Source organism: Cellulosimicrobium sp. AB352 (assembly GCF_049538415.1).
In the GTDB taxonomy this organism is placed as follows: domain Bacteria; phylum Actinomycetota; class Actinomycetes; order Actinomycetales; family Cellulomonadaceae; genus Cellulosimicrobium; species Cellulosimicrobium funkei.
Window position 1 is genome coordinate 1 of sequence record NZ_JBMVFX010000028.1, and the last position, 26,028, is coordinate 26,028.

General features: G+C 75.3%; 30 protein-coding genes. 28 read left to right on the forward strand and 2 right to left on the reverse strand.

From position 1 onward, the window contains the following. The first annotated feature begins 111 nt into the window (after positions 1 to 111). From fliD to csrA, 28 genes are all read left to right on the forward strand, one after another. Positions 112 to 1,488 carry a flagellar filament capping protein FliD gene (gene fliD / locus ACPCUX_RS16840; RefSeq protein ID WP_043658829.1) on the forward strand — a complete coding sequence of 459 codons (1,377 nt, stop codon included), beginning with the start codon at positions 112 to 114 and terminating at the stop codon, positions 1,486 to 1,488. Positions 1,489 to 1,514: 26 nt separating this feature from the next. Continuing rightward, on the forward strand, positions 1,515 to 1,937 hold the full coding sequence (fliS, locus tag ACPCUX_RS16845; RefSeq protein ID WP_021483132.1) for a flagellar export chaperone FliS: 423 nt from the start codon (positions 1,515 to 1,517) through the stop codon (positions 1,935 to 1,937). Further along, on the forward strand, positions 1,927 to 2,244 hold the full coding sequence (locus tag ACPCUX_RS16850; RefSeq protein WP_194522094.1) for a hypothetical protein: 318 nt from the start codon (positions 1,927 to 1,929) through the stop codon (positions 2,242 to 2,244). The genes fliS and ACPCUX_RS16850 overlap by 11 nt, the downstream gene beginning before the upstream one ends. 232 nt (positions 2,245 to 2,476) lie before the next feature. Then, on the forward strand, positions 2,477 to 2,821 hold the full coding sequence (locus ACPCUX_RS16855) for a flagellar basal body rod protein FlgB (protein ID WP_021482579.1): 345 nt from the start codon (positions 2,477 to 2,479) through the stop codon (positions 2,819 to 2,821). Position 2,822: 1 nt separating this feature from the next. After that, positions 2,823 to 3,215, forward strand: coding sequence for a flagellar basal body rod protein FlgC (locus tag ACPCUX_RS16860; protein ID WP_021482578.1), 393 nt, complete (start codon positions 2,823 to 2,825; stop codon positions 3,213 to 3,215). 5 nt (positions 3,216 to 3,220) lie between these two features. After that, on the forward strand, positions 3,221 to 3,550 hold the full coding sequence (gene fliE, locus ACPCUX_RS16865; protein WP_043658833.1) for a flagellar hook-basal body complex protein FliE: 330 nt from the start codon (positions 3,221 to 3,223) through the stop codon (positions 3,548 to 3,550). 2 nt (positions 3,551 to 3,552) lie between these two features. Beyond that, positions 3,553 to 5,181 (forward strand): flagellar basal-body MS-ring/collar protein FliF, encoded by a 1,629-nt coding sequence (gene fliF / locus ACPCUX_RS16870; protein WP_144721647.1) that lies wholly within the window; start codon positions 3,553 to 3,555, stop codon positions 5,179 to 5,181. Continuing rightward, complete coding sequence (gene fliG, locus ACPCUX_RS16875) at positions 5,178 to 6,299, forward strand: flagellar motor switch protein FliG (RefSeq protein WP_081600280.1); 1,122 nt, start codon at positions 5,178 to 5,180, stop codon at positions 6,297 to 6,299. The genes fliF and fliG overlap by 4 nt, the downstream gene beginning before the upstream one ends. After that, positions 6,289 to 6,939 (forward strand): FliH/SctL family protein, encoded by a 651-nt coding sequence (locus tag ACPCUX_RS16880; RefSeq protein ID WP_423389214.1) that lies wholly within the window; start codon positions 6,289 to 6,291, stop codon positions 6,937 to 6,939. Before fliG ends, ACPCUX_RS16880 begins: the two co-directional genes overlap by 11 nt. A 95-nt stretch (positions 6,940 to 7,034) precedes the next feature. After that, positions 7,035 to 8,318 carry a FliI/YscN family ATPase gene (locus tag ACPCUX_RS16885; RefSeq protein ID WP_423389227.1) on the forward strand — a complete coding sequence of 428 codons (1,284 nt, stop codon included), beginning with the start codon at positions 7,035 to 7,037 and terminating at the stop codon, positions 8,316 to 8,318. Beyond that, positions 8,318 to 8,752 carry a flagellar FliJ family protein gene (locus tag ACPCUX_RS16890; protein ID WP_043660553.1) on the forward strand — a complete coding sequence of 145 codons (435 nt, stop codon included), beginning with the start codon at positions 8,318 to 8,320 and terminating at the stop codon, positions 8,750 to 8,752. The genes ACPCUX_RS16885 and ACPCUX_RS16890 overlap by 1 nt, the downstream gene beginning before the upstream one ends. Before the next feature lie 2 nt (positions 8,753 to 8,754). Continuing rightward, positions 8,755 to 9,471, forward strand: coding sequence for a C40 family peptidase (locus tag ACPCUX_RS16895; RefSeq protein WP_423389228.1), 717 nt, complete (start codon positions 8,755 to 8,757; stop codon positions 9,469 to 9,471). An 11-nt stretch (positions 9,472 to 9,482) separates the two neighbouring features. Further along, complete coding sequence (locus ACPCUX_RS16900) at positions 9,483 to 11,054, forward strand: flagellar hook-length control protein FliK (protein ID WP_423389215.1); 1,572 nt, start codon at positions 9,483 to 9,485, stop codon at positions 11,052 to 11,054. A gap of 13 nt (positions 11,055 to 11,067) precedes the next feature. Then, complete coding sequence (locus tag ACPCUX_RS16905; protein ID WP_233139604.1) at positions 11,068 to 11,556, forward strand: flagellar hook capping FlgD N-terminal domain-containing protein; 489 nt, start codon at positions 11,068 to 11,070, stop codon at positions 11,554 to 11,556. A gap of 15 nt (positions 11,557 to 11,571) precedes the next feature. Further along, positions 11,572 to 12,753, forward strand: a complete 1,182-nt coding sequence (locus ACPCUX_RS16910) for a flagellar hook protein FlgE (RefSeq protein ID WP_034652798.1) — start codon at positions 11,572 to 11,574, stop codon at positions 12,751 to 12,753. A gap of 145 nt (positions 12,754 to 12,898) precedes the next feature. Continuing rightward, positions 12,899 to 13,210, forward strand: a complete 312-nt coding sequence (locus tag ACPCUX_RS16915) for a flagellar FlbD family protein (protein ID WP_034652796.1) — start codon at positions 12,899 to 12,901, stop codon at positions 13,208 to 13,210. Positions 13,211 to 13,213: 3 nt separating this feature from the next. Continuing rightward, positions 13,214 to 13,987 carry a motility protein A gene (locus tag ACPCUX_RS16920; protein WP_021483317.1) on the forward strand — a complete coding sequence of 258 codons (774 nt, stop codon included), beginning with the start codon at positions 13,214 to 13,216 and terminating at the stop codon, positions 13,985 to 13,987. Further along, entirely contained in the window at positions 13,987 to 14,880 is an 894-nt protein-coding gene (locus tag ACPCUX_RS16925; protein ID WP_081600165.1) for an OmpA/MotB family protein, read from the forward strand. Before ACPCUX_RS16920 ends, ACPCUX_RS16925 begins: the two co-directional genes overlap by 1 nt. A 66-nt stretch (positions 14,881 to 14,946) precedes the next feature. After that, complete coding sequence (locus ACPCUX_RS16930; RefSeq protein ID WP_034652792.1) at positions 14,947 to 15,846, forward strand: flagellar motor switch protein FliM; 900 nt, start codon at positions 14,947 to 14,949, stop codon at positions 15,844 to 15,846. A gap of 3 nt (positions 15,847 to 15,849) precedes the next feature. Further along, positions 15,850 to 16,554 (forward strand): flagellar motor switch protein FliN, encoded by a 705-nt coding sequence (gene fliN, locus ACPCUX_RS16935; RefSeq protein WP_034652790.1) that lies wholly within the window; start codon positions 15,850 to 15,852, stop codon positions 16,552 to 16,554. A gap of 5 nt (positions 16,555 to 16,559) precedes the next feature. Continuing rightward, positions 16,560 to 17,162: a FliO/MopB family protein gene (locus ACPCUX_RS16940; RefSeq protein ID WP_171467508.1), complete on the forward strand. Its 603-nt coding sequence runs from the start codon at positions 16,560 to 16,562 to the stop codon at positions 17,160 to 17,162. Beyond that, entirely contained in the window at positions 17,159 to 18,001 is an 843-nt protein-coding gene (fliP, locus tag ACPCUX_RS16945; RefSeq protein ID WP_076403290.1) for a flagellar type III secretion system pore protein FliP, read from the forward strand. The genes ACPCUX_RS16940 and fliP overlap by 4 nt, the downstream gene beginning before the upstream one ends. Positions 18,002 to 18,003: 2 nt before the next feature. After that, positions 18,004 to 18,279 carry a flagellar biosynthesis protein FliQ gene (gene fliQ, locus ACPCUX_RS16950; protein ID WP_021482560.1) on the forward strand — a complete coding sequence of 92 codons (276 nt, stop codon included), beginning with the start codon at positions 18,004 to 18,006 and terminating at the stop codon, positions 18,277 to 18,279. A 6-nt stretch (positions 18,280 to 18,285) separates the two neighbouring features. Next, entirely contained in the window at positions 18,286 to 19,038 is a 753-nt protein-coding gene (locus ACPCUX_RS16955; protein WP_144721656.1) for a flagellar biosynthetic protein FliR, read from the forward strand. Further along, the gene (locus ACPCUX_RS16960) at positions 19,038 to 20,171 is read left to right on the forward strand and encodes an EscU/YscU/HrcU family type III secretion system export apparatus switch protein (RefSeq protein WP_171467510.1); all 1,134 of its coding nucleotides are present in this window, start codon (positions 19,038 to 19,040) and stop codon (positions 20,169 to 20,171) included. Before ACPCUX_RS16955 ends, ACPCUX_RS16960 begins: the two co-directional genes overlap by 1 nt. A 127-nt stretch (positions 20,172 to 20,298) precedes the next feature. Beyond that, complete coding sequence (locus tag ACPCUX_RS16965; protein ID WP_255438006.1) at positions 20,299 to 22,344, forward strand: flagellar biosynthesis protein FlhA; 2,046 nt, start codon at positions 20,299 to 20,301, stop codon at positions 22,342 to 22,344. Then, positions 22,316 to 23,167: a hypothetical protein gene (locus ACPCUX_RS16970; protein WP_144721662.1), complete on the forward strand. Its 852-nt coding sequence runs from the start codon at positions 22,316 to 22,318 to the stop codon at positions 23,165 to 23,167. Before ACPCUX_RS16965 ends, ACPCUX_RS16970 begins: the two co-directional genes overlap by 29 nt. 69 nt (positions 23,168 to 23,236) lie before the next feature. Then, complete coding sequence (csrA, locus tag ACPCUX_RS16975; RefSeq protein ID WP_144721664.1) at positions 23,237 to 23,476, forward strand: carbon storage regulator CsrA; 240 nt, start codon at positions 23,237 to 23,239, stop codon at positions 23,474 to 23,476. 83 nt (positions 23,477 to 23,559) lie between these two features. On the opposite strand, the gene ACPCUX_RS16980 is transcribed toward csrA, so the two are convergent. Together ACPCUX_RS16980 and ACPCUX_RS16985 are read right to left on the reverse strand one after the other, a co-directional pair. Then, positions 23,560 to 24,930 (reverse strand): hypothetical protein, encoded by a 1,371-nt coding sequence (locus ACPCUX_RS16980; protein WP_423389216.1) that lies wholly within the window; start codon positions 24,928 to 24,930, stop codon positions 23,560 to 23,562. A gap of 138 nt (positions 24,931 to 25,068) precedes the next feature. Then, a complete protein-coding gene (locus ACPCUX_RS16985) occupies positions 25,069 to 26,019 on the reverse strand; it encodes a hypothetical protein (protein ID WP_423389217.1) in 951 nt (316 codons plus the stop codon). Between the last annotated feature and the right edge of the window lie 9 nt (positions 26,020 to 26,028).

Genomic DNA, 26,028 nt, shown 5'->3' on the forward strand with positions numbered 1-26,028 from the left:
CCCTGACGGCCACCCGGCGGGCGGCACGGACCGCCCTCCGCGCCGTCCGCCGGGTCTTCTCCGCACCACGTCCCCAGCACGTCCCCCGTCCCACACCTGGAGGTGATCCGCGTGGGCATCTCCTTCACCGGGCTGTCGAGCGGTCTCAACACGGCAGACCTCGTCAAGCAGCTCATCGCCGTCGAGTCGATCCCGCAGCAGCAGCTCCAGGCCAAGGTCAAGGCCGAGCGCTCCGAGATCACCGCGCTCCAGGACCTCAACACGCGCGTGGCCGCGCTCGCGAAGCTCGCCAAGGAGCTCACCGCCGGCGACGCGCTCGCGCTCTTCACCGCGAAGGGCTCGTCCGACGCGGTCTCGGTCGCCGCCCGCGCCGGCGCCTCCCCGGGGAGCATCGACGTCGTCGTCGACGCCGTCGCCACCGCGCAGAAGTCGGTCACCGCGACCCTCACGACGGCTCCCACCACGCGCTTCACCCTCACGGACGCCGCGGGCGAGCACACCGAGCTGACCGCGGCCTCCACGTCGCTCGACGACGTCGTCGCGGCGATCAACCGCGCCGACGCGGGCGTCACCGCGGTCAAGGTCGGCGCGGGCACCGACGCCGCGACGGGGGAGAAGCTCTACCGCCTCCAGCTCACGGGCGCCGCGACGGGCGCCGCGGGCGCGTTCTCGTTCCACGCCGGGACCGCCGCCGAGGTGGACGCCGGCACCGCGACGAACCTGCTCGCCGCTCCCGGCGCGGCCACCGTCACGGCGGCCGCCGACTCCGTGGTGCGCCTGTGGGCCGGCACCGCCGCCGAGCAGACCGTCACCTCGGCGTCGAGCACGTTCACCGACCTCCTCCCCGGCATCGACGTCACCGTCTCGAAGGCGTCCGCCGACCCCGTGACCGTCACCGTCGGCGAGGACCCCGAGGCGCGCGCGAACAAGGTCCGCAGCCTCGTCGACGCCGTGAGCGCGATCCTCGCGCGCATCGGGACGCAGACCAAGGTGACGATCGGGTCGGACGGCTCGACCTCCGGCGCGACGCTCGCCGGGGAGTCCATCGTGCGCAACGCGCGCCAGTCGCTGCTCGGCGCCGTCACGGACCCGGTGGACGGGGCGTCCCTGTCGTCGATCGGCATCGAGATCACGCGCTACGGCGAGGTCACGTTCGACGCCGAGAAGCTCTCGGCGGCCCTCGCCGCCGACCCCGACACGACGATGAGCACGTTCACGCAGGTCGCGACGCGCGTCCAGAAGGCCTCCGAGATGCTCTCCGACAAGTACGACGGCCTCCTCACGACGTCCGTCAAGAACCGCGAGACCCAGGCCACCCGCCTGGACGACCAGATCGCCCGGTGGGACCAGCGGCTCGAGCAGCGCTTCAAGCGCCTCACCGCGCAGTACACCGTCATGGAGGTCCAGCTCGCCAAGCTCGACTCGCAGCAGCAGTGGCTGACGGGCCAGCTCGCGACCCTCATGCCCTCCTCGTCCTCGAAGCGCTGAGCCGCACCTCCCGCGAAGGAACCGCCGTGACCCACCTCGCCCGGAGCGCCTACGGGCGCGACGCCATCCTCACCGCGTCCCCCGCGCGCCTGCTGACGCTGCTCTACGACCGTCTCGTGCTCGACCTGCGCCGGGCCGAGGCCGCGCAGGGCGAGGAGCGGTGGGCCGCCGCGTCCGAGCAGCTCCTGCACGCGCAGGCGATCGTGGCCGAGCTCATGGGCTCGCTCGACACCACGGTCTGGGACGGTGCCGAGGACCTCATGGCCCTCTACGTCTACGTCCACGAAGCCTTGGTCGCCGCGAACGTCCACCGCGACATCGGGCGCACGCACGAGGTCCTCGAGATCGTCGTGCCGCTCCAGGAGACGTGGCGCCAGGCCGCGGAGGTGCTGCCCGCCGGGCACGGGAGCGCCGCGGCGCACGGCGGCGGAGCGACCGGTGTCGCCTGACCGCGCGGGGGCGCTCACGGCCTGGGCCCGTGCCCTCGACGAGCTCGACGCGATGGCGTCGGTCGCGGGCGAGCACGCCGGCGAGACGGCCGTCGCCCACCTGGCCGCGTGGACCCCTCCGACCGGCCTGGGGCGGCTCCCGGCCGAGCTCGTGGACCGCGCGCTCGAGGTCCTGGTCCGCCAGGCCGACGTGGTGGACCGCCTGCACGCGGCCATCGTGGAGAACCGGCGGCACTCCCGTGCCCTGACCTGCGTGCCCCGCGCGCACGACTCGACCGCGGCGGCGTACCTCGACGTGAGCGCCTGACCCTCGCGACACCTCCGGCCCGGCGGCGCTCCCGGGCGAGCACGGCTCACGCGTCGCGACCCTGCATAGGGGTCGGGTGAGCACACGACCGACCGCGCAGCACGCGTCCCCGCTGCGCGTGCACGACGCACGGCGGCGGCCCCTCGGTCGTCGTCGGCTCAGGGTGAGCACGGACCGCTCCCCCCGCAGGCCATCGGACGGCCGACACCGACGACGTGGGGAATCCGCGACCGTGTTCGACTCCGTCACCTCCGTAGCGATCCAGAGCGCGCTGGACGGGCTGTCCGCCCGGCAGAGCGCCATCGCCGAGAACGTCGCCAACATCAACACCCCGGGCTACACCGCGAAGCGGGTGCAGTTCGAGGAGGCGCTGGCGGCCTCCGTCGCCGACGGCGACGCCCGGCGCACCGCCTTCACCGTCGACCGCTCGCTCGAGCCGACCCGGCTCGACGGCTCGAACGTCAACCTCGACACCGAGACCGTCTCGAACGTCGACACCGTCCTGCGCTACCAGTTCGCGACCCAGGCCGTCGGCGGCGAGGCCGCCGCCCTGCGCGCGGCGATGCGGACGGCCTGACATGACCTACGACGCTCTCGGCATCGCCGGCACCGGCCTCACCCTGCACCGCAAGTGGCTCGACGCCGTCGCGGACAACCTCGCCAACGTCAACACCGTCACGTCGACCGACGACGCGGCGTTCCGCGCCCGCTACGTCCTCGCCACCGAGGGCGGCGAGAAGAACCCCGGCGCGTACGTCGCCGGGGCGGCGTGGGGGAGCGCGGAGGGCCGGCTCACGTACGAGCCGGACCACCCGCTCGCGGACGAGGACGGCTACGTGCGCTACCCGGACATCGACATGTCCGAGCAGATGGGGAGCCTCATCCTCGCCCAGCGCGGCTACCAGGCGAACGCCGCCGTGATCGACCGCGCGAAGACGGCCTACGAAGCAGCACTCCAGATCGGGAAGTGATCCTCATGCCCATCCCCTCCGTCGAGGCCACGACCGGCACCGGGTACCTCACCGGCGTCGAGAGCCTCTCCGCGACCGCTGCCGCCGCGACCGGGTCGACCGGTGCCGCGGGCGCGAGCGCCTTCGCCGACGTGCTGGGCGGCGCGGTCGACAGCACGCAGCAGCTCCAGGGCGCCGCGAACGAGCTGGCGATCGCCGCCGTCACGGGCGACCTCGAGAGCGTCCACCAGGCGACCATCGCCTCCACCCGTGCCCAGACGACCCTCGAGCTCGTCGCCGCCGTGCGCAACAAGGCGGTCGACGCGTTCAACGAGATCATGAGGATGCAGGCCTGACGATGCCCGAGAAGATCAGGTCGACGTTCGGCCGCGCGTTCGGCGCCGTCCGCGACTTCACCATCGCCCAGCGCACGCTCGCGCTGCTCGCCCTCGCGATCCTCGTGGTCGGGATCGTCGCGCTCGTGTCGTGGGCGTCGCGCCCCAGCTACACGCCCCTGTTCTCCGGCATGTCGAGCGCGGACGCCGCCGCGATCGTCGACCAGCTCCGGTCGCAGGGCGTGCCCTACGAGCTGACCGACGGCGGCGGCACGGTGCTCGTGCCCGAGGAGCGGGTCTACGAGCAGCGGCTCGCGGCCGCGACGGCCGGCCTGCCCGCCGACGAGTCGACGGGCGGCTACTCGCTGCTGGACGAGATGGGCGTCACGTCGAGCGAGTTCCAGCAGGACGTGACGTACAAGCGCGCGCTCGAGGGCGAGCTCGCCCGCACCCTCTCCGCGATGGACGGCGTCGAGACGGCGACCGTCCAGCTCGCGATCCCCGAGGAGACGGTCTTCGCGGCCGAGCAGGGCACCCCGACCGCGTCGGTGTTCGTCGCTCCCGCCCGGGGCCAGAAGCTCACGACCGAGCAGGTCGAGGCGATGGTCCACCTCGTCTCGGCGTCGATCGACGGCATGGCGCCCACCGACGTCGCGGTCGTCGACGCGCAGGGCGAGGTGCTCTCCGAGGTCGGCGTCGGGGCGCGGTCGTCGGGCGAGCAGGCCGGGCAGTACGAGGAGAAGGTCTCCGGGCAGGTGCAGGCGATGCTCGACCGTGTCGTCGGCGCGGGGAACTCGACCGTCGCCGTCACCGCCCAGATGGACGTGGCGAGCTCCGAGCGGCTCGAGGAGACGTTCCGCACCCCGGAGGGCGGCCCGGTCCTCAACGAGTCCACGACGACCGAGGAGTACACCGGCGGGGCCGGGGGCCAGGCCGGGGTGCTCGGCCCGGACAACATCGCCGTCCCGGGCGGCGCCGGCGCGGACAGCAGCTACACGTCCGAGGACGCCACGCGCAACAACGCGATCGACAAGGTCACCGAGACCACGACGACGCCCGCCGGCGCGCTGACCCGGCAGGCCGTGTCGGTCGCGCTCGACGCCGAGGTGGCCCGGGGGATGGACACGGCCGCCATCACCGCGATGGTCTCCGCCGCCGCCGGGATCGACGCCGAGCGCGGGGACACCGTCGAGGTCGCGGTGCTGCCGTTCGACACGGGCGCCGCGGAGTCGGCCCAGGCCGCGCTCGCCGCGGCGGAGGAGGCGGCCGCCGCCGAGAGCCGGGCGCAGATGCTGCGCACCGCGGCGGTCGTCGCCGGGGTGCTCATCGCCCTGGTGATCGTGCTCGTGGCCGTGCGGCGCGCCCGTCGTCGCCGCGAGCGGCGCGAGACGGTCGACCTCGAGGACCTCCGCATGACGACCCTGCACGAGCTCGACCGCGACGACGAGCACCCGGCGCTCCTGTCCGGCGGCGGTCAGGGCGAGCTCGAGCCCGTGCCCGAGCGGCCGGAGATCCAGCCGCCGACCCCGCGGTTCACGAGCCTCGACCAGCGTCGGGCCGAGATCGACGCGCTCGCGGCGACCGACCCCGACAAGACGGCCGAGTACCTGCGGGTGCTGCTCGCCGAGGACCGGGCGGGGGCGCAGCGATGAGCGTCACGACGGCACCGCCGGAGACGGCGCCCGCGGGCACCGGCGCCGCCGGCCTGGCGGCCGCCCTCGACCCCGCCGCCGCGGCGCTCGCGACCGAGGCCGCGCGCAAGGTCGCCGCGATGAGCGGGGTGCAGAAGGTCGCCCTGGTGCTCATGCAGCTCAGCCAGGAGCGGGCGGCGACGGTCCTGTCGCTGCTCTCCGAGGAGGAGGCCTCCGAGGTCGCCGCCGAGATCATGCGCACCCAGGTGGTGGACGAGGAGCTGGCGGTCGCGGCCCTCGACGAGTTCTACGACATGGCGCTGTCCGGCACGCCGCGCCCGCGCGGGGGCAAGGACTTCGCCGTCGGGCTGCTCGAGGCGTCGATGGGCGCCGACCGGGCGGCCGACGTCGTCGAGCGCCTCGTCGCGAGCATGCAGGGCAAGGCGTTCGAGTACCTCGACGGCACCGAGCCGGGACAGATCGTGTCCCTGCTCGACGGCGAGCACCCGCAGACCGTCGCGCTCGTCCTCGCGCACCTCAGCTCGGGCGTCGCGTCCGCGGTGCTCGCCAAGCTGGCCGACGACTACCGCACCGACGTCGCGCAGGCGCTCGCGACCATGGGCACCGCGTCGCCCGACGCGGTGAAGATCGTGTCGGAGCAGTTCCGCACCCGCATGGGCGCGAGCATCACCCCGCGCCAGCCGGTCGAGATCCTCGGCGGCGTCCAGCCGCTCGTCGACATCATCAACCGCTCCGACGGCGCCACCGAGAAGGCGGTCCTCGAAGGGCTCGAGGCCCGCGACCCGCAGCTCGCCGAGGAGGTCCGCTCGCGCATGCTGACCTTCGAGGACATCGCCTCGTTCGAGGCGCGCGACGTGCAGATCATCCTGCGCGGCGTCGAGATGTCGGTGCTCGCGCTCGCCATGAAGGGCACGACCGCCAAGGTCGTCGAGACGATCACGAAGAACATCTCCGAGCGCAACCGGGCGCTGCTGGAGGAGGAGGTCGCCGGGCTCGGCGGGGTGCGCATCAGCCAGGTCGAGGAGGCGCGCGCGGAGATCGTCCGCGTCGTCCGCAACCTCGAGGCCGACGAGAAGATCACGATCCACCGCACGGACGGGGACGAGCTTGTCTACTGACGCCTACTTCGTGCCGCGGGCCGTGCCGGTCCTGCGCAGCGACCGCGTCGCGGAGGTCGAGGCGGCGGCGTCGGCCCGCGGGTACGCCGCCGGCTACGCGGCCGGGGCCCGCGCGGCCCGCGACGAGGCGGAGCGCCTGCGCGCCGCGCTCGAGGCGGACCACGCGCGGCGCACCGCCGAGCGGGACGAGCGGACCGCGCGCGCGGTCGCCGTCCTGCGCGAGGCCGCCCGGGCGCTCGGCGAGCGGACGGTCCCCGTCGTCGCCGCGGCGCAGGACGCCACGGTCCGGGGCGCGCTCGACCTCGCGGGGTCGGTCCTCGGGTACGAGCTCACCGACCGGCCGGGGGCCGCCCGCGCGGCCCTCGCGCGCGCGACGGCCGTGGCCGACGGCGCGGTCGTCGCCGTCCGGCTGCACCCCGACGACGTGAGCCTGCTGACCGAGGCCGGGGTCGACGACGTCCGCCTCGTCGCGGACGCGTCGCTCGACCGCGGCGACGCCGTCGCGGAGCTCGAGCACGGCTTCCTCGACGCGCGCGTGCGCGCCGCCGTCGACCGGGCGCGGGCCGAGCTGGCGCTGCTCGACGTCGGGCCCGACCTCACGCCCGACGCCGGGCCCGGCGCAGCCGGAGGGTCGTCGTGACGGCCCCGGTCGGCTCGGCCGTGCCGGGCACCCGCACCGCGGCGGGCGCGACCCGCCCGCACTCCCGCCCGCCCGCGCTCGACTCCCTCGTCGCGGTGGCACGGCCCGAGCGGGTCGGCGTCGTGACGTCGGCCGTCGGGCTGAGCCTCGAGGTCGCGGGACTGAGCTGCGGCATCGGCGACCTCGTCCACGTCGGCGACGGCCCGCACCCCCTCGACGCGGAGGTCGTCGCGACCGCCGAGGGCAGGGCGCGCTGCATGCCGCTCGGCCGGCTCTCCGGCATCCGCGCGGGCGACCCGGTGCGCACGCGCGGCACCGGGGTCCTCGTCCCGACCGGGCGCGGGCTGTTCGGCCGCGTGGTCGACGCGCTCGGCCGCCCCGTGGACGGGCGCGGCCCGCTCGGGCGCGCGCCCCGCGTGCCCGTGGACGCGGACGCGCCCGCCGCGATGGAGCGGGCGCGCATCGACACGCCGCTCCAGACCGGCGTGCGGGTCCTCGACACGCTCACCACGCTCGGCCGGGGCCAGCGCATCGGGCTGTTCGCCGGCTCGGGCGTCGGCAAGTCGTCGCTGCTGTCGATGGTCGCGCGCGGGACCGACGCCGAGGTGTCAGTCATCGCGCTCGTCGGCGAGCGCGGGCGCGAGGTGCGCGAGTTCCTCGAGGACGACCTCGGCCCCGAGGGCCTGGCCCGGTCGGTCGTCGTCGTCGCGACCTCCGACGAGCCCGCGATGATGCGCCGGCGCGCAGCCTTCACGGCGACCCGGATCGCCGAGTCGTTCCGGGAGGCCGGGTCGCACGTCGTCCTCATGATGGACTCCCTCACGCGCGTGTCCATGGCGCAGCGCGAGATCGGGCTGTCCGTGGGGGAGCCCCCCGCGACGCGCGGCTACCCCCCGTCGACGTTCTCCCTCATGGGGAACCTGCTCGAGCGCGCGGGCACCGCGGCGACGGGCTCCGTCACCGGGATCTACACCGTCCTCGTCGACGGCGACGACCACAACGAGCCGATCGCCGACCAGGCGCGCTCGATCCTCGACGGGCACGTGGTGCTCGACCGGTCCATCGCCGTCTCGGGCCACTACCCGGCGGTCGACGCGCTCGCGTCGGTCTCGCGCGTCGCGTCGCGCGTGACCACGCCCGAGCAGAGGTCGGTCGCGCTGACGCTGCGCCGGGTCCTCGCGGCGCGCCGCAAGGCCCAGGACATCCTCGACATCGGGGCGTACAAGAAGGGCACCGACCCCCTCGTCGACGCGAGCCTCGAGCACCAGGGGGCGATCGACGCCTTCCTGCAGCAGGTCATGACCGACAGGACGCCGGCCGAGGAGTCGTGGGCGCGCCTCACGCGGCTCGCCCAGGTGCTGGCCGGAGGGGAGGACTGATGGCGGGGAAGTTCCGGCTCGCGGGCGTGCTGCGCCTGCGTCGCCTCGAGGAGGACGGCGCCAAGGCGGCGCTCGCGGGAGCGCACGCGGACCTCGCCCGCACCGTGGAGGAGGCTGGCGGTCTGGCCGCCTACCTCGACGCCTCGCCCGAGCGCCCGACGACGAGCGCGGCGCTGTCCGGTCTCGCGGCCTCGCGCGCGGCGGCGAGCGCGCTGTTCTCCGTGCTGGAGTCCGAGGAGCGCGTGCGCGCGCACGCCGTGGACGAGGCGCGCGCCGAGCTCGCGCGCGCCCGCGCCGCCGCGCTGGGCCTCGAGAAGCTCGAGGAGCGGCACGACGCCGAGACGGCCCGCGCGGAAGGGCGCGCCGACCAGGCCGCGCTCGACGAGATCGCCTCGGCCGCGCGGCGCACGACGGCCGGGGGGTCGACGACGTGAGCATGACCCAGGCGCTCGCCCGCGTGGGCGAGATCCGCACGGAGATCGTGGCGCTGCACGACGTCGTGACCGCCCCCGGCCGGTCGACTCCGGCGTCGTCGTCCACGAGCGCGACCGACTTCGCGTCGGCGCTCTCGGCGCTCGCGGCGCTGCCGACGACGGGCGCGGCGGGCACCGGCTCGGACGTGGTCGGGCGCCTGCTCGGCACGCTGTCCGGGGCGACGGGCGCCGACGAGCTCGCGCGCAGCGCGCTGTTCGGGGCGGGGGTGTCGCCGGGCGCCGCGGCGGGGGCGGCCGTCGTGCCCGCGGCCCCTGCGGCGCCCGCCGGCCCGGCGACCGCGCCCGACGGCGCGACCGACGGCGTGGCGGGACGGTCGGTCGTCGAGACGGCGCGCCAGTACCTCGGCGTGCCGTACGTGTGGGGCGGCGAGAGCCTCGGCGAGGGCGGTCTCGACTGCTCGGGCCTCGTCCAGCTCGTGTACTCCGCGCACGGCGTCGACCTGCCGCGCGTCGCGCGCGACCAGATGCGCCAGGGGACCGAGGTCGGCTCGCTCGCCGAGGCGCGTCCCGGCGACCTCGTGGTGCAGCGCGGGGGCAAGCACATCGGCATCTACGTGGGCGACGGGCAGATGATCCACGCGCCCAAGCCCGGCCGCACCGTCGAGATCACGGACGTCACCGACGCCTCCGTGACGACCGTCCGCCGCGTGATCGGCTGAGGAGGACCACGATGACCCTGACCACGAACGCCCTGGTCGCGGCTCCGGCACCGGCCACGACAGCGCGGCCCCGGGCGGCGTCCGGCGCGGCGTCCGGAGCGTCGGCCGACGCGTTCGGCCGCAGCTTCGACGCCGCGCTCGGCGAGGCGGCCCGCGGCCGCCCCGAGCCCGCGCGGCCTCCCGGCGGCACCCCTGCCGACCGGGCCGTCGACGACTGCGCGACTACCGCCGGGTCCTCGACCGACAGCACCACGACCGCCGGGCTCTCGACCGACGGGCCCTCGACCGACGGACCGGCGACCATCGGGACCCCCGGCGCCGACTCCTCGGCGGACGGCGCGACCGCCGCGGACGACCAGCCCGCCGGGCCGCCCGTGCCCGTCGGCCTGCCGGGCCTGCCGGTGCTCCCCGACGCGGCGCCCGTCGGTCTCGACGGCGCGCTCGCCGGCACCGCCACGCCGGACGGCGCGGCGCCTGCCGCCGTCGCGGACGACGCGGCGCCCGGCGACGCGCACGGCCCGGTGGGCACGGCGCCGTCGGACGACGCCACGGCGGCCCCGGACGCGCCCGCCCCGGCCGCGGCCGACCGGCCGGGCGCAGCCGGCACAGCCTCGGCGGTCGGCACCGCCTCGGCGGTCGGTGCAGCCTCGGCGGCCGGGCCGGGCGAGGCCCGGACGCCGACCGGTGCGCCGTGGTCGTCCGACGCGACGGCGACGTCGGACGGCCCGGCGACCGTGCCGGCCGCGACGCGGGCGAGCGGTGCTGCCGGAGAGGCCGTCGCGACGGCCGGACCCCTGGCGAGCGCCGGGCCCGGGGCCGGGACGACCACGACCCCGCCGCCGGGTCCGGTCCCCGCCACGCCGGGTGCGCCGGTCCCCGCCGCGCCGGGTGCGCCGACCAGCTCGGGGGGCGTCGCCGTCGCCCCTGCACCGGCGGAGGCGGACGGCGTGACGTCACCGGTCCCGACCGGCCCGGAGGGCACGACCCCCGCGCCGGACGCCGCGCCGCGGGCCGCCGCGGAGCTCCTCGCCGCCGCCCCCGTCGCGGCCCCTGCCGCACCGGCCGCCGCCGGCGCGCCCGCGGTGACCGCCCCGGCGGCGGCGTCGCACCCGGCACAGCCGCTGCACGCCCAGGTCACCGGGCCCGTCGTCCGGCTCGCCGAGGCGGGCGACGGCGACCACGTGCTCACGCTCTCCGTGACGCCCGAGAACCTCGGGCCCGTGACGGTCCGCGCGCACGTCGCGGGCGGTGACCTGCGCATCGAGCTCTACGCGCCGCACGACACGGGCCGTGAGGCGCTGCGCGCCATCGTCGCCGACCTGCGGCGCGACCTCGCGGGCATCGCGGGCGGGGCGTCGTCGGTCACCGTCGCGGACGCGGGAGCACCGGGCACGGCCGTGGACGGTCGGGACGGCCGCGGCGCCACCGCCGACGGGTCCGGCGCGCGTCGCGACCCGCAGGAGCCCGGCGCGCACGACCGCGGCCCGGCCCGCGCGCACCGAGGGGCCACCGAGCCCGAGACCGAGCCGACAGTGGTCGGCAGGACGTACGGCGCCGCCCGGCGCCTCGACGTCCTCGTCTGAGGAGAGGAACCACGTGCCCGTCGAACCCGTGAGCGCGCCGGCGCCGGCATCGATGTATGCCACGAAGAGCGTGCGCGCGCCCAAGCAGGAGTACGACAGCGAGCTCTTCCTCGGGCTCCTCGTGACCCAGCTGCGCAACCAGGACCCGTCCAGCTCCATGGACACCGGCGAGATCGTCTCGCAGACGACGTCGCTCGCCATGATGGAGGCGCTCACGCGGATGACCGGGCTCGTCGAGGAGTCGTTCGCGCTCCAGATGCGCCAGTCGGCCGCCGACCTCCTGGGCAACAAGGTCTCCTACCTCGACGCCGACGGCGTCGAGCACACGGGCACCGCCACCGCGGTGTCGTACCGCGACGCGGTACCCACCGTGACGATCGGCGGGGTGACGGTCGACCTCGACCACGTCTCCGCCGTCACCTCCTCGGTCAGCACGGATGCCACCGGGACCCCGGCAGCCACGGACGGCGCCACCGACGACCACGGCAGCTCCGCCGCCTGACCCGAAAGGACTCTCGTGCTCCGCTCCCTCAACACCGGAATCTCCGGCCTGCGCGCCCACCAGAACATGCTGGACGTCACGGGCAACAACATCGCCAACGTCAACACGACGGGCTTCAAGTCCTCGCGCACCCAGTTCCAGGACACGCTGTCCCAGCTCGTCGCGGCGGGTGTCGCGCCGGACCAGCAGGTCGGCGGCGCGAACCCCGCGCAGATCGGCCTCGGCGTCACGACGGCCGCCATCACGACGCAGTTCACCCAGGGCGCCGCGCAGACGACGGGCGTCCCGACCGACCTCATGATCGACGGCGACGGGTTCTTCGTCGTCGAGCGGGGCGGCCAGGCGTACTACACGCGCAACGGCGGGTTCACGTTCGACGGCGCGGGCCGGCTCGTCAACGCGAGCGGCGACCTCGTCCAGGGCTGGACCGCCACCGACGGCGTGGTGAACACGAGCAGCCCGCTCGGCAACCTCACGATCCCCGTCGGGGACGTCATCCCGCCCCGCGCGACCACGGGCGTGACGTTCGGGGGCAACCTGCCCTCGGACGCGGCGGACGGCACCGAGCTCGTGCGTGACGTCGAGGTCTTCGACGCGGCGGGCCGGGCGAGCAAGCTTTCGCTCGTCTTCGCGGCCGCGGGCGGCGGCTGGTCCGTGAGCGCCCGGGACGGCGCGACCGGCGCCACGGTCGCCGGCCCGCAGGCCCTCACGTTCACCGGCGGCGCCCTGACCGGCGGCGGGTCCCTCGCCGTCGGCGGCGTGACGGTCGGCCTCGACGGGCTCACCTCGTACGCGGGGCTGTCCAACGTCGCCGTCGCGAGCAAGGACGGCGGGGCCGCCGGGTCGCTCACGTCGTACTCCGTCTCCGGCGACGGCTCGATCGTCGGCCGCTACTCGAACGGCCGGACCGAGGTCCTCGGCCAGGTCGCGCTCGCGACGTTCACCAACGCCGGCGGGCTCGAGAAGGCGGGCGACTCGCTCTTCGCGGCGACGCAGTACTCGGGCGACCTGCTGGTCGGCGCCGCGGGCGACCCGGGCCTCGGCTCGATCACCGCGGGCGCTCTCGAGATGTCGAACGTCGACCTCTCGCAGGAGTTCACCAACCTCATCGTGTCGCAGCGCGGGTTCCAGGCGAACTCGCGCGTGATCACGACGTCCGACGAGGTGCTCACCGAGCTCGTCAACCTCAAGCGCTGACCCGGGCGCGGTGGGGTGCCTCCCGGCCCGACCGGGAGGCACCCCACCGAACCCCGCGCTGGACCCCGCACCGCCTTCCGACCCGCACCTCCGTCCCGAACCCGTCCGCACCTGACCCGGACCCGTCCCACCCGAAGGGAGAGCCGTGATCGTCCTCACGCGCTTCAGCTCCGAGCGCATCGCGATCAACGCGGACCTGGTGGCCCGCGTCGAGACCAACCCGGACACGCGCGTGACGCTCATCGACGGCTCGCGCTACATCGTGACCGAGCCCATGGAGGTCGTGATCCGCCTCGTCGAGGAGCACAAGGCGCGCGTGCTCGCGCTCGCGCGCTCCCTGCCCGCCCCCGCCGAGCGCGCGCCGCTCGAGGTCGTCCGGTCCGCGCCCGACGACGCCCCCGCCCCCGGCGACCGCCCGGTCGCCCTCGCACCCCTGCCCGACACGAGGACGAAGTAGGCCATGGACCCCGCAACCATCATCGGCATCCTCGTCGCGTTCGGCTCGCTCATCGCGATGGTGTACCTCGAGGGGTCGCAGATCACCTCGATCCTGCTCCCGGCACCGATCATCCTCGTCTTCGGGGCGAGCATCTTCGCCGCCGTCGCGTCGGGGACGCTCAAGGACTCGGTCCGGGCCTTCAAGACGCTGCCGCGCGCGTTCACGGGCAAGGCGCCCCGTCCCGCGGAGGCCATCGAGGAGGTCGTCCGGGCCGCGGAGATCGTCCAGAACGACGGCGGCCTGCTCGCCCTCGAGGCCGAGTCCCAGAAGACCGACGATCCGTTCCAGCGCAGCGCGCTGCAGTCGCTCGCCGACGGCTCGGACGCCGAGCAGCTGCGCACCCTGCTCGAGGAGCGGATCGAGACCAAGGCCCGCGAGGACGCCGTCGCGTACGACTTCTTCAACGCGATCGGTGGCTACGCCCCCACGATCGGCATCGTCGGCACCGTCGTCTCGCTGACCCACGTGCTGGAGAACCTGTCCGAGCCCGAGAAGCTCGGGCACATGATCGCCGCGGCGTTCATCGCGACCCTGTGGGGCATCCTCTCCGCCAACTTCATCTGGCTGCCCATCGGCGCGAAGCTCAAGCGCCTGTCCGACCTCGAGATCGAGCGGCTCCACGTCCTCCTCGAGGGCTACATGTCGATCCAGGCGGGCTCGCGCGCCCGGGTCATCGACGAGCGGCTCAAGACGATGGTCCCCGAGTGGTCGTTGCCCGAGGACAAGGCCGCCTGATGGCGCGGCGTCGCAGGGGCGGCCACGGCGGCGGGGGCGGCGGTGGCGGGCACGACACGGGCGGCTCCGGCCGCTGGATGGTGTCGTACATGGACATGGTGACCGTCCTCATGTGCCTGTTCATCGTCCTGTTCGCCATCAGCTCGGTCGACCAGGGCAAGTACCAGGAGCTGAAGTCCTCCCTCGCGGAGGGCTTCGGCAACGTCGAGGACGCCGCGGTCGTCGAGGAGGTCGTCGAGAACCCGGCCAAGGAGCCGGTCGACGTCGAGACGGACCTCGAGCGCGCGCTCGACGAGGTGTCGGACCTCTCGGCGCTGCGCGACGCGATGGCCCGCGACCTCGCCGCGCACGGGCGGTCCGACACGGTCCGGTTCGACATCGACGAGCGCGGCCTGACCGTGCGGCTCGTGTCCGCGGACACGTTCTTCTCGCCCGGGAGCGCGGACCTCACGCAGGAGGCGCGGGCGGTGCTCGACGTCGTGGGCCCGGCGCTCGCGCCGACCGCGCACGAGATCCGCATCGAGGGCAACGCGGACTACACCTCGACCGTGACGTCGGTCTTCCCGTCGAACTGGGAGCTGTCCTCGTCGCGCGCCACCGCCGTGCTGCGCCACCTCGTCGAGCAGGACGGCCTCGCCGAGCACCGGATCGCCGCGGTGGGCTTCGGCTCGGCGCGCCCGCTCGCCGAGGGCACGAGCCCCGAGGCGCTCGCGACGAACCGCCGCGTCGACATCATGGTGCTCTCGTCCGCGCCGGAGGCCGTGCGCGCGCTCATCCCGCAGGTGCTCTCGGGGCAGCTCAGCGCGGCGGACGTCCCGGCCGCGGAGGCGGACGCGCGGGCTCTCGCGCGGGCCGCCGAGACGGCGGGAGAGGCGGGCGCACCGGGGGAGTGACGGGGTCCGTCGAGCCTGCGCGGCGTCGCGCAGGCTCGCGTCGTGCGCGCCCGCATAGGAGCGGTCGTGAGCACGACGACACCCGAGCGGGTCCAGCAGCCCGCACCGAGCCGCAAGGTCGAGGTCTACGACTTCCGCCGCCCGACGACGCTCGTCCGCGAGCACCACCGCATCCTCGAGATGGCGTTCGAGAGCTTCGCGCGCCAGTGGGGCACGCAGCTCACGGCCCGCGTGCGGGTCGTGAGCCAGGTCAACCTCGCCGCGGTCGCGATGCGCACCTACGACGACTACGTCGCCGAGCTGCCCGTGACGACGACGTTCGTCGTGTGCGAGCTCGAGGGGATCGGCCCGCGCGCCGTCCTGCAGTTCCCGCACACGGACGCCCTCACGTGGATCGCCCACATGCTCGGCGCCGGACCGAGCATCCCGGTCGTCGACCGCAAGTTCACCGACGTCGAGCGCACGCTCGTGACGTCGCTGCTCACCGAGACGCTGCGCGACCTGCGCCACTCGATGGGCCGGCTCCTCGAGAACCCGCTGCGGATCTCGTCGATCCAGCACAACTCGCAGTTCGCCCAGGCCGCCCCGACCGCCGAGCTCATGATCGTCGCCGAGTTCGACCTCCGCGTCGGCGAGCGCGCGTGCCGGGCGACCCTCGCCGTGCCGTCGGTCGCGCTGCTGCCGCACCTCGGCGAGGCCAACCCGGCGGACGACCCCGCCGACGCCACCCGGCGCACGCGCCAGCACGTCGCGCGCTCGCTCGTCGACGTCACCGTCGAGCTCACCGGCGCGTCCATGACGCCGACCGAGGTGCTGGACCTCGCCGTCGGCGACGTCGTGCACGTCCCCCACGCCCAGTCCCGCCCGCTCGACGTCATCGTCGACGGCCACGTCCTGGCCCGCGGCGCCGTCGGCTCGTCCGGCTCCCGCCTCGCCTGCCGCATCGTCACCACCGAGGAGAACTGACCCATGAGCACCGCCACCCCGGTCGAGCAGTCCGTCGTCGAGGCCGCGTCGGCCGCCGCCCACGCGCTCGTCGAGCTCGTCCCGACCAGCACCCCGCTGCGCGCGGCCCTGCGCGGCGGCGCCCCCGTCGGCCCGCAGGCCGCGCGGGCGGTCGTCGCCTCGTACGTGGGGGACTCCGGCACCGACCTCGCGCTCGCACTCATCGACCAGGACGCGCTCGCCGACGCCTCCCAGGAGGCGGCGCTCGACGTCACCGACGTCCTGCGCCCCGCCCTGGAGGCCGCGGGGGCGACCACCGGCGTCGGCGTGCTCGGGGAGGTGCGCGTCGCCGACGCGACCGCGCTCTTCGAGGACCCGGAGTCCGTCGTGTTCGAGCTCTCCACGGACGACGGCCCGACGGCGGGCTGGTTCGTCGTGCGCACGCGCCGCGCGCTCCAGAGCCTGCCCGACGAGGCCGTGACCGGCGCGCGGCTCGCGCGCATCTCCAACGTCGAGATGCGCCTCTCCGTGATCGTGGGCCGCACCCGGATGCCGGTGCGGGACGTGCTCAGCCTCGAGCCGGGCGCCGTCGTCGAGCTCGACCGGTCCGCCGGGGCGCCGGCGGACGTGCAGCTCAACGGGCGCACGATCGCCAAGGGCGAGGTCGTGGTCGTCGACGGCGGCGACTACGGGGTGCGCATCACCAAGATCCTCGACGCGGACGACTGACCGGCATGGACGTCACCACCGTGCTGCGCGTCGCCTTCTCGCTGGCGGTCGTGCTCGGGCTCCTGTGGGTCTCGTACCGCGTCGCGAGCAAGACCTCGCGCTCCGCGCCGCGCGGGCGCCAGGAGCAGCTGACCGTGGTCGCGCGCCAGGGGCTGTCGCAGAAGAGCGCCGCGGTCCTGCTCGAGGCCGGGGGCCGGCGGTACCTCCTCGGCGTGACGGAGTCGTCCGTGACCGTCATCGACGGCCCGACACCCGTCCCGTCCGACGTCCCGCCCACCGCGGTCCCCGCAGCGGACGCGACGCCCGGTGCTCCGACCTCGGACGAGCCGTCGTTCGACGACGCCGTCACCGCGGCACGACTGTGGCTCGCGCAGCCGCCCGCGAACGGGGACGCCCCGGCGTGGAACGGCGAGCCCGGCTCGGTTCCCGCCGACGTGCGCGCCGACGTGCCCGCCGCCGCGCCCCCGGCCGTCTCGGGGCCTCGGGTCGGGACCCCCGGGACCGCCGTCGTCGTCGCGCCGCCCGTGCCGACGAGCGCCCTGCGCACCTTCCTCGCGCCCGACACGTGGCGCAAGGCCGCGCGGGTCGTGCGAGGAGGTGCCCGGTGACCCGCGCCCTCCCGTCGCGCCGCGCGCTGCGCGTCGCGGTGCTCGTCGGGGCGGTCCTGCTCCTCGTCGCGGTCGCGACCGTCCTGCTCGCGCCCCACGCGGGCGCCGCGGTCGTCGACCCGACCGACCCGGCCCCGCCCACCCAGCCGGTCGACCCGCAGGACGGCGGGTCGACGCTCTCGGTGGAGATCAACGGGCCGAACGGCGAGCCGTCGTCGTCCCTCGTGACGCTGGTCGGCATCACGCTGCTGTCGCTCGCGCCGACGCTGCTGCTCATGATGACGTCGTTCACCAAGATCTTCGTCGTCCTCGCCCTGACCCGGAACGCGCTGGGCACCGCCACGGTGCCGCCCAACATGGTCCTCGCCGGGCTCGCGCTGTTCCTCTCGCTGTTCGTCATGTGGCCGGTGTTCGGCGAGATCAACGACGCCGCGGTCCAGCCCTACCTCGACGGCACCACGACCTTCAGCCAGGCGCTCGACGCGGGCGCCGTGCCGCTGCGGGAGTTCATGCTCGCCCACACGCGCGAGGAGGACCTCGCGCTCATGACGCGCGCCGCCGACCTCGAGAACCCGGCGACCCCCGTCGACGTCCCGCTCACGACGCTCGTCCCCGCGTTCGTCATCTCGGAGCTCCGCGCCGCGTTCATCATCGGGTTCGTCGTCTTCGTGCCGTTCCTCGTCATCGACCTCGTCGTCGCCGCGGCCCTCATGAGCATGGGCATGATGATGCTGCCGCCCACGATGATCTCGCTGCCGTTCAAGCTGCTGCTCTTCGTCCTCGTCGACGGGTGGGGTCTCATCACGACCTCGCTCATCGGCTCGTACGGGATGGGTTGACCGTGGAGACCGCCGCCGTCCTCGACGTCGCCACGCAGGCGCTCGTCCTCGCCGCCAAGCTCGCGGCCCCCGTGCTCGTCACGTCGCTCGTCGTGGGGCTCGCCATCTCGATCGTGCAGTCCGTCACGCAGATCCAGGAGATCACGCTCTCGTTCGTCCCCAAGGCGCTCGCGGTCGCCGTCGCGCTCGTCGTGTGCGGCAACTGGATGATCGGCGAGATGGTGACGTTCACGCACGAGATGTTCGACCTCATCCCGTCGCTGCTGAACGGGGGCTGACGTCCCGTGCAGCTCGAGATCGACCTCGCGTGGCTCCAGGCGACGATGCTCGCGGGCGTCCGCATGGCCGCGTTCATGACCATCGCGCCGCCGTTCTCGCACCACGCCATCCCGCGCCAGGTCCGCGCGATCCTCGCGGTGTCGCTCGGGCTCGTGGTCTCCGGTCGTGCCGCCCCCGGGTACGAGGCGACCGGCACCGCGACGTTCCTCGCGCACCTCGTCGCCGAGGCGGTCACGGGGGCGATGCTCGGGACGCTCGTCATGGTCGTCTTCTCGGCGATCACCGCCGCCGGCGCCCACCTCGACCTGTTCGGCGGGTTCTCGCTCGGCATGGCGTACGACCCCCAGACGAACGTCAACGGGTCGCAGTTCACGCGCCTCTTCGCGCTCCTCGCGGTCGTGCTCATGTTCGTCTCCGACGCGTACCAGCTGATGGTGCTCGGCCTCGCCCGCTCCTACGAGGCCGTCCCGGTGGGCGGCCTGGCCAGCGTCCCGGCGGCGTCGTTCGTCGAGGCCCTCACCGGGTCGTTCGTGGCGGGGCTGCAGATCGCCGGGCCGATCGTCGTCGTGCTCTTCCTGGCCGACGCCGGGCTCGGCCTGGTCAACCGGGTCGCCCCCGCGCTCAACGCGTTCGCGATGGGCTTCCCGCTGAAGATCTTCCTCACGCTCGCGCTCGTCGGGACGGTGCTCGTCGCGCTGCCCCACGTCGTCTCGGTGCTCACGGCCGAGGCCGTCGAGCGCATGGGCGGGGTGGGCTGATGGCCGACTCCACCGAGGAGAAGACCGAGCAGGCCTCCGACCGGAAGATGAAGGAGGTCCGGTCCAAGGGCCAGCTCGGCAAGTCGCAGGACCTCACGGCCTGGGTCGGGGTCGGGATCGCCGGCGCGGTGATCCCGCTGACCGTGAGCGCCGCGGCGCGGGCCGCGACCGACCAGGTGCTGTCGCTGCGCACCGTGATCGAGAACCCCGAGCCCGCGGTCGCGCTCCAGCTGGCGCAGGACGCGCTCGGTTCCGTGGTGCCGACCATGCTGCCGCTCCTCGGGGCGATCGCCGTCGCCGTGCTGCTCGCGTCGGTCGCGCAGGGCGGCCTGCACCTGAAGCGGCTGCGCCCCGAGGCCGACCAGTTCAACCCGATGAGCGGGCTCAAGCGGATGTTCGGGGCGCAGGCGCTGTGGAACGGCGCCAAGGCCCTGCTCAAGACGACGGTCGTCGGCGTCGTGCTCTACGCGGTCGTCCAGTCACTCATGCCGGTCCTCCTGGCCGCGGGCGGCCTGCCGATCGCGTCGCTGCTCGAGGCGGCGGGCTCCGGCGTGCGCTCGCTCCTGGTCTGGGCGACGGCGGCGGGCCTCACCCTCGCGCTGTTCGACGTGCTCGTCGTGGCACGACGCAACCGCAAGAAGACGCGCATGACCAAGAAGGAGCTCAAGGACGAGAACAAGAGCACCGACGGCGACCCGCTCGTGAAGTCGCAGCGCCGGTCGATGGCGCGCTCGATGACGCGCAACCGCATGCTCGCCGCCGTGGCCGACGCGGACGTCGTCGTCGTCAACCCGACCCACGTCGCCGTCGCGCTGCGGTACGAGCCCGGGCGCTCCGCGCCGCGCGTCGTCGCGAAGGGCGCCGACCACGTCGCCGCCCGCATCCGTGAGAAGGCCGAGGAGTCGCGGGTGCCGATGGTCCGCGACGTCCCGCTCGCGCGCGCCCTGCACCGGGCGTGCGACGTCGGGCAGGAGGTGCCCGTCGAGCTCTACATGGCCGTCGCGCGCGTCCTCGCGTTCGTCATGGCGCTCACGCGCCGCGGCGCGGCGGCCTCGTCCGTCCCGCACCGCATGGCCCGCCCGGCGATCGCGCCGGGCGAGTGGCCCGCCACCGACGACGCGCGGGCCGCATGACCTCGCCCGGCCGAGCCGTCGGCGCGCGCTGCGGCGGCCACGACCTGCATAGGACGTCGCGTCAGCAGCCGCCGACGCCCCGGACCCGGAAGGACCAGCGTTCCGCGTGAAGAACCGATCCCTCGCCATGATCGCCGTGCCGCTCGGCGTCGTCGGCATCGTCCTGCTGCTCGTCGTGCCGATCCCCGCGGCCCTGCTCGACGTGCTCATCATCGTCAACATCCTGCTGTCGCTCGTGATCCTGCTGACGTCGATGTTCGTCAAGAAGCCGCTCGACTTCTCGGTGTTCCCGTCGCTGCTGCTCGTCGCGACGCTGTTCCGGCTGGGCCTCAACGTCGCCTCGACGCGGCTCGTGCTCGGGGACGGCTACGCGGGCGAGGTCATCGGCGCGTTCGGCCACATCGTCGTCGACGGGAACCTCGTCATCGGCATGGTCGTGTTCCTCATCCTCGTCGTCATCCAGTTCCTCGTGATCACCAAGGGCGCGGAGCGCGTGGCCGAGGTCGGGGCGCGCTTCACGCTCGACGCGATGCCCGGCAAGCAGATGGCGATCGACGCCGACCTCAACGCGGGGCTCATCAGCGAGCAGGACGCGCGGGCCCGCCGCGCCGAGATCTCCGCGGAGTCCGACTTCTACGGGGCGATGGACGGCGCGTCGAAGTTCGTCAAGGGCGACGCCATCGCGGGCATCGTCATCACGCTCATCAACCTGCTGGGCGGCATCGTGATCGGCGTCGTCATGCACGGCACGCCGGCCATGGAGGCCGTCGACACGTACTCGATCCTCACGGTGGGCGACGGGCTGGTCACCCAGGTCCCCGCGCTGCTCATGGCGGTCGCCACGGGCATGATCGTCACGCGCTCGAACTCCGGCGAGGGCGACGTCGGCTCGCAGGCGTCGAGCCAGCTCGTCCAGTCGCGGCAGGCGCTCGCCATCGCGGGCGTCGCGGCGTTCGCCATGGCGCTCATCGAGGGCATGCCGAAGCTCCCGTTCCTCGTGCTCGGGGTGGGCCTGATCATCGCGGCCCAGCAGATCAAGGCGAGCCAGCGGCGGGCCGAGGTGGCGCGCGCCGCGGCCGAGCAGATCGAGAAGGAGGGCACGCGCAGCGACGGCACCGAGGACCTCCTCGAGCAGATGCGGGTGCACGCGCTCGAGATCCTGCTCGCGCCCGACCTCGTCGACCTGGTCACCGGCGCGCACGACGACCTGCTCGGACGGGTCCGCGCCCTGCGGCGCAAGATCGCGACCGACCTCGGGGTCGTCGTGCCCCCCGTCCGCACGCGCGACTCCCTGGAGCTCCCGGCGTCGACCTACGCGGTGCGGATCGCCGGCGTCGAGGCCGGTCGCGGCCAGGCGCCGGCCGGCAAGGTCCTCGCGCTCGGCGACGACCTCGCCGCCCTGCCCGGGCTGGCGACCGTCGACCCGGTGTTCGGCATGGACGGCAAGTGGGTCCCGGTGGAGATGCGGCACAGCGCCGAGATGGCGGGCGCCACGGTGATCGACCGGGTCTCCGTGCTCGTCACGCACCTGTCCGCCCTCATCGCCGCGAACGCGGCGCGGCTGCTGTCCCGCGAGGACGTGCGCGTGCTCACCGACGAGGTGAAGCGGACCAACCCGTCGGCCGTCGACGAGCTCACGCCGGCCCTGCTGTCGCTCGCGGAGGTCCAGCGCGTCCTGCAGGGGCTGCTCGAGGAGCAGGTCGCCGTCAACGACCTGCCCCGGATCTACGAGGCGCTCGCGCTCGCCGCGAAGCGCTCGACCGACCCCGAGCACCTCGTCGAGGCGGCGCGCGCGGCGCTCGGGCCGGCGATCCCGGCCCGGCACACGGTCGCGGGCACGATCCGGGTCGTGACGATCGCCCCGGCCCTGGAGCAGGCGATGCTCGCGGGCCGCCAGCCCGGCGGCGACCAGGGCACCGCGATCGTCGTGGACCCGGCGCGCCTCGACGCGTTCCGCTCGTCCGTGGGCGACCGCGTGCAGGCGGCCCGGGCCACCGGCGAGGACGTCGTCCTCGTGTGCGCGCCGTCGCTGCGCGCGGCGGTCCGGCGCCTCGTCGCGACGCAGGTGCCCGACCTCGCCGTGCTGTCGTACACCGAGGTGACGGCGGGCAACGCGCTCATCGAGACGGTCGGGGTGGTGAACGATGCCCCGGCGATTGCGGCTCGAGGGTGAGTCCCTCGACGCCGTGCTCGCCCAGGCACGGCGCCTGCACGGCCCGGACGCGCGGATCGTCTCCGCCGAGCGGGTCATCACGGGCGGCTTCAAGGGGCTCTTCGGGCGGCAGCACTACGAGGCGGTCGTCGAGGTGGGCGACGCGCCGCCCCGGACCGCCGTCGGGCCGGTCCGGTTCCCCGCCGCCCGCCGGGCGGGCATCGCGGCGCTGCTCGACGACGCCGACGAGGGCGACGCGCTGCGCCCGGCGCCGTCGGCCGCGGTCGAGGTCTCGACCCGCGGCGACGACTTCGCGGCGCTGCTCGACGAGCTCGTGGCCGAGACGGCGGAGCCGCCGCCCGCGGCCGTCACCGCCCCGCCCGCGCCCGTGTCGCCGCTGCCGCGCGCGGCGCCGGGCGACCTCGTGGCGCTCGTCGGGCTGGCCGCCGACGTCGTCGCGGCGGCCCGCGCGCTGGCGCAGCGGGAGGGCCTGCTCACGGCCTGCGCGGGCAGCGCGACCGACGGCGACACGGTGCGCGTCGACGACCGCCGCGCGGCGACCGAGGCGCGCGCCCGCGGGGTCCGCGCCGCCCGCGCCACGGTCGTGGCCGTCGGGGTGCGCGTGGACGCGGCCGGGGTGGCGCGGGTCGTCGACGAGCTGGGCGCCGAGCAGGTCGCGGTCGTGGTCGACGCCTCGCGCAAGCCCGCGGACACCGAGCGCTGGGTCGCCGAGGTGCAGCGGCTCGTGCTGGTCCGCGCCATGGTTGTGGTCGGGCGCGAGCTGACGACGACGCCCGACTCCGTGCTCGCGCTCGGGCTCCCCGAGCTGCGGCCCGCAGGCTGACCCGGGCCGCGCCCGCATAGGTCCTCCGAACGGTCAGGATGACACGCGGGACGTCAGGAGGACGTGGCGATGCTGGTGCTGGGACGCAAGGTGGGAGAACGGATCCTCGTCGGCGACGACGTCGTGGTCACGGTCGTGTCGGTGGGCCGGGACGGGGTGCGCGTCGGGATCGACGCGCCCCGCGAGGTGCGGGTCCACCGGGCCGAGATCGTCGACCAGGTCGCCGCGGACAACCGGGCCGCCGCGCTCGGGGCGCCCGGGGGCGAGGCGCGCGCCCGCGCGCTGCTGGGGCTCGACGCGCCCTCCTGACGCGCCGCACGGGACGTGCGGGGTCCTCGGCGGCGAAGAGCAGCCGTCGGGGGTGCCCCTCCCGTCGGGAGGCCCGCCGAGCGCTACCCGCGTCCGCCGCGGCCGCCACCGTGGCCGCGGTCCTGCCGGCCCGCGTCCTTGTCGGTGCGCCGGTCGTCGCGGGTCTGCGGCTGCGGCTTCGCCGTCCCCGGCCGGGACGAGCCGCGCGCCTCGTCGGACCGCGGTGCGGGACGGTCGGGCTTCGGCTGAGCCGGGCGCGTGACGGGCGGCCCCGGTCGCGCGGGCACGGGCGTCGGTGCGGGCCGGACGGCCGGCGCGGGCTTCGGCGTCGGCTTCGGCGACGGCTTCGCCGCAGCCGGGGGTGCGGGCTGAGGTGGAGCAGCCGGTGCGGGTGCCGGCGCCGCTCCCGAGGCGGGGGCGGGAGCCGGCGCGGGCGTCTCCGGGACGGCCGGGCCCGGTGCGGCCGGCACGACCACGGGCAGCGGCTCGACCACGGGCTCGCCGCCGGGCTCGTCGACGGCGTCGTCCACCCGCGGACCGACCGGCTCGTCCGCCGGCTCGTCGACGAGCTCGACGGCGGGTGCCGGCGACGGCGCCAGGCCCGTGAGCACCGGGGAGGACAGGTCGAGGCGGACGGACGCGGCGCCGACGCCGTCGAGCGGCGCCCACGCGGTCGAGCCGGTGCCCGGCTTCGTGCCCAGGAGCACCTGCTCGGGCCGTGCCGAGACGCCCGGGCCACCACCGACCTCGTCCTGCGCGGGCGCGACGACGACCCCGAACGCGAGCGTCGCCGCCGAGAGCACCGCGGCGGCGCCCCAGCGCACGGGACGACCCGGGCCGCTGGAGCGCGCGCGGCCCCGGACCCCGAGCGCACGGCGACGCTCCGGGCGTGCGGGGGCGTGCGCCGACGAGACCGTCGCTGCCGACCGGGACGTCGGGAGCGGGCGCGTGGCGGTGGCCTCGTCCAGCGGGTGCGGCGTGGGCGGGAGTCCTGCCGCCACGGCACCCGTGCGGACGACCTCCCGCGGGGCAGGACGGTCCACGACGGCGGCGGTCTCCCGGAGCAGCAGCAGGGCGGCGCGGTCGGCCGCGAGGCGGTGGCGGTACGGAGGGACGGCGACCGCGCCCTCCGCGGCCAGCGCGCGCACGGCGCGCAGGGCCTCGAAGCGCACGGTGGGCGACCAGGCGCGGCCCTCGAGCGGACGACGGCCGGCGACGAGGTCGTCGAGCACGGCGCGCTGGGCGTCGGTCACGGCCCGCAGCGCGGCGACCTGGTCCGTCCCCGAGACCCCGGCGGCGCGGACGTGCCGCCGGGCGTCGCGCGCGAGCCCGACGGCGTGCGCGGCGACGAGGCCGGCCACCGCGCGCTCGCGCTCGCCCTCCGGCACCGTCGCGGCGACGACGCGTGCGTCCTCGACGACCGAGCGTCGAGACCCGGGTCCCTCGTCAGACATGTCCTGCTGCCCCCGTGCTCCTGCGCCCGCCCTGCGGCCGCCCCCTGGTCCCCGTGCGCGCCACGGTGCGGTTCTCCTGCTCGCCGCGGTACGCCGCGGGCCTCCCGGCAGGTGCGGGTCGTGGAGCGACGCTCGCGCTCACACGCTGTCCACGGCGTCGAGGACGATGCCGACGTCCCGGAGGTGCTGCGCCGCCAGCACCCGGACCCGGTCGATGTGGGCGACGGTCCGGTGCCGGGGCAGACCCAGGGTCCGGGCGATCCACACGACCGTGTCGTGGCCCGGTAGCGGCCCGCCGCCCCCGTACGCCTCGGACATCCAGAGCGCCGCGACCCGTCCGCGGACCGGGTCCTCCGCGTGCGCCGCGTCGACGACGGAGCGGACGAGCGCCGGGACCTCGACCGCGTGCAGCACGCAGTCCGCGTGCGCGTCGGTCGTGCGCGCGGAGTCGAGGGCCTCGTCGAACGACAGCGCGCCACGCAGCACGAGCTCGTCGGCCTCCGTCACGACCATGCCCTGCCGGACGACGTCGGCTCGGTGGGCGCCGAGGCGCTCGTTCGTGGCGCGGACGGCCTCCTCGACCGTGGGCGCCGCGCCGCGCAGCGCGGCGAGCTCCGAGCGCGTGCGCGCGAGCTCGCGGCGGCGACGCTGCGCGGCCACCATGCCCGACGCCGGCGCGGTCGCGTGGTCGAGGAACGAGCGGACCCGGGGCCGTGCCGTGTAGACGACGATGGCGAGGAACGAGCGCATGCTGCGCAGGTACGCGGGGTCGCGCCGGGACCGCTCGAGCATCTCCCAGGCGGTCTCCACGACGATCGCCGCGACGTCGTCGAGGTGCTGCGCCGCGGGCACCGAGTTGGTGCGGCACAGGCGCGCCGCGATCCGGCGCCACTGCGTCGCATGGGCGGCGAGGAGGGACGAGACCTCGGTGCGGTATCGGTCGTCGTCCTCGATCGCGACGACGCGGGCGACCTCGTCCCGGAGCGCCCCGGGGTCGTCGTCCTCCCGCGGGCCCTCGTCGACGGCGCGCACGGGACGCGCGTCGCGCGCCCGCTGCGGGCGCGGGTCGAGCAGGGTCCGGTCGGTCACGGTCCAAGC

What these genes read in the sequence shown, in the direction of transcription:
- ACPCUX_RS16965 (WP_255438006.1), top strand. Translation starts at nt 20,299, where the DNA reads ATGATCGCCGTGCCGCTCGGCGTCGTCGGCATCGTCCTGCTGCTCGTC.
- ACPCUX_RS16860 (WP_021482578.1), top strand. Translation starts at nt 2,823, where the DNA reads ATGACCTACGACGCTCTCGGCATCGCCGGCACCGGCCTCACCCTGCAC.
- ACPCUX_RS16920 (WP_021483317.1), top strand. Translation starts at nt 13,214, where the DNA reads ATGGACCCCGCAACCATCATCGGCATCCTCGTCGCGTTCGGCTCGCTC.
- ACPCUX_RS16890 (WP_043660553.1), top strand. Translation starts at nt 8,318, where the DNA reads ATGGCGGGGAAGTTCCGGCTCGCGGGCGTGCTGCGCCTGCGTCGCCTC.
- fliF (WP_144721647.1), top strand. Translation starts at nt 3,553, where the DNA reads ATGCCCGAGAAGATCAGGTCGACGTTCGGCCGCGCGTTCGGCGCCGTC.
- ACPCUX_RS16925 (WP_081600165.1), top strand. Translation starts at nt 13,987, where the DNA reads ATGGCGCGGCGTCGCAGGGGCGGCCACGGCGGCGGGGGCGGCGGTGGC.
- fliG (WP_081600280.1), top strand. Translation starts at nt 5,178, where the DNA reads ATGAGCGTCACGACGGCACCGCCGGAGACGGCGCCCGCGGGCACCGGC.
- ACPCUX_RS16895 (WP_423389228.1), top strand. Translation starts at nt 8,755, where the DNA reads ATGACCCAGGCGCTCGCCCGCGTGGGCGAGATCCGCACGGAGATCGTG.
- ACPCUX_RS16900 (WP_423389215.1), top strand. Translation starts at nt 9,483, where the DNA reads ATGACCCTGACCACGAACGCCCTGGTCGCGGCTCCGGCACCGGCCACG.
- ACPCUX_RS16960 (WP_171467510.1), top strand. Translation starts at nt 19,038, where the DNA reads ATGGCCGACTCCACCGAGGAGAAGACCGAGCAGGCCTCCGACCGGAAG.
- fliN (WP_034652790.1), top strand. Translation starts at nt 15,850, where the DNA reads ATGAGCACCGCCACCCCGGTCGAGCAGTCCGTCGTCGAGGCCGCGTCG.
- csrA (WP_144721664.1), top strand. Translation starts at nt 23,237, where the DNA reads ATGCTGGTGCTGGGACGCAAGGTGGGAGAACGGATCCTCGTCGGCGAC.
- ACPCUX_RS16970 (WP_144721662.1), top strand. Translation starts at nt 22,316, where the DNA reads ATGCCCCGGCGATTGCGGCTCGAGGGTGAGTCCCTCGACGCCGTGCTC.
- ACPCUX_RS16940 (WP_171467508.1), top strand. Translation starts at nt 16,560, where the DNA reads ATGGACGTCACCACCGTGCTGCGCGTCGCCTTCTCGCTGGCGGTCGTG.
- ACPCUX_RS16980 (WP_423389216.1), bottom strand. Translation starts at nt 24,930, where the DNA reads ATGTCTGACGAGGGACCCGGGTCTCGACGCTCGGTCGTCGAGGACGCA.
- fliE (WP_043658833.1), top strand. Translation starts at nt 3,221, where the DNA reads ATGCCCATCCCCTCCGTCGAGGCCACGACCGGCACCGGGTACCTCACC.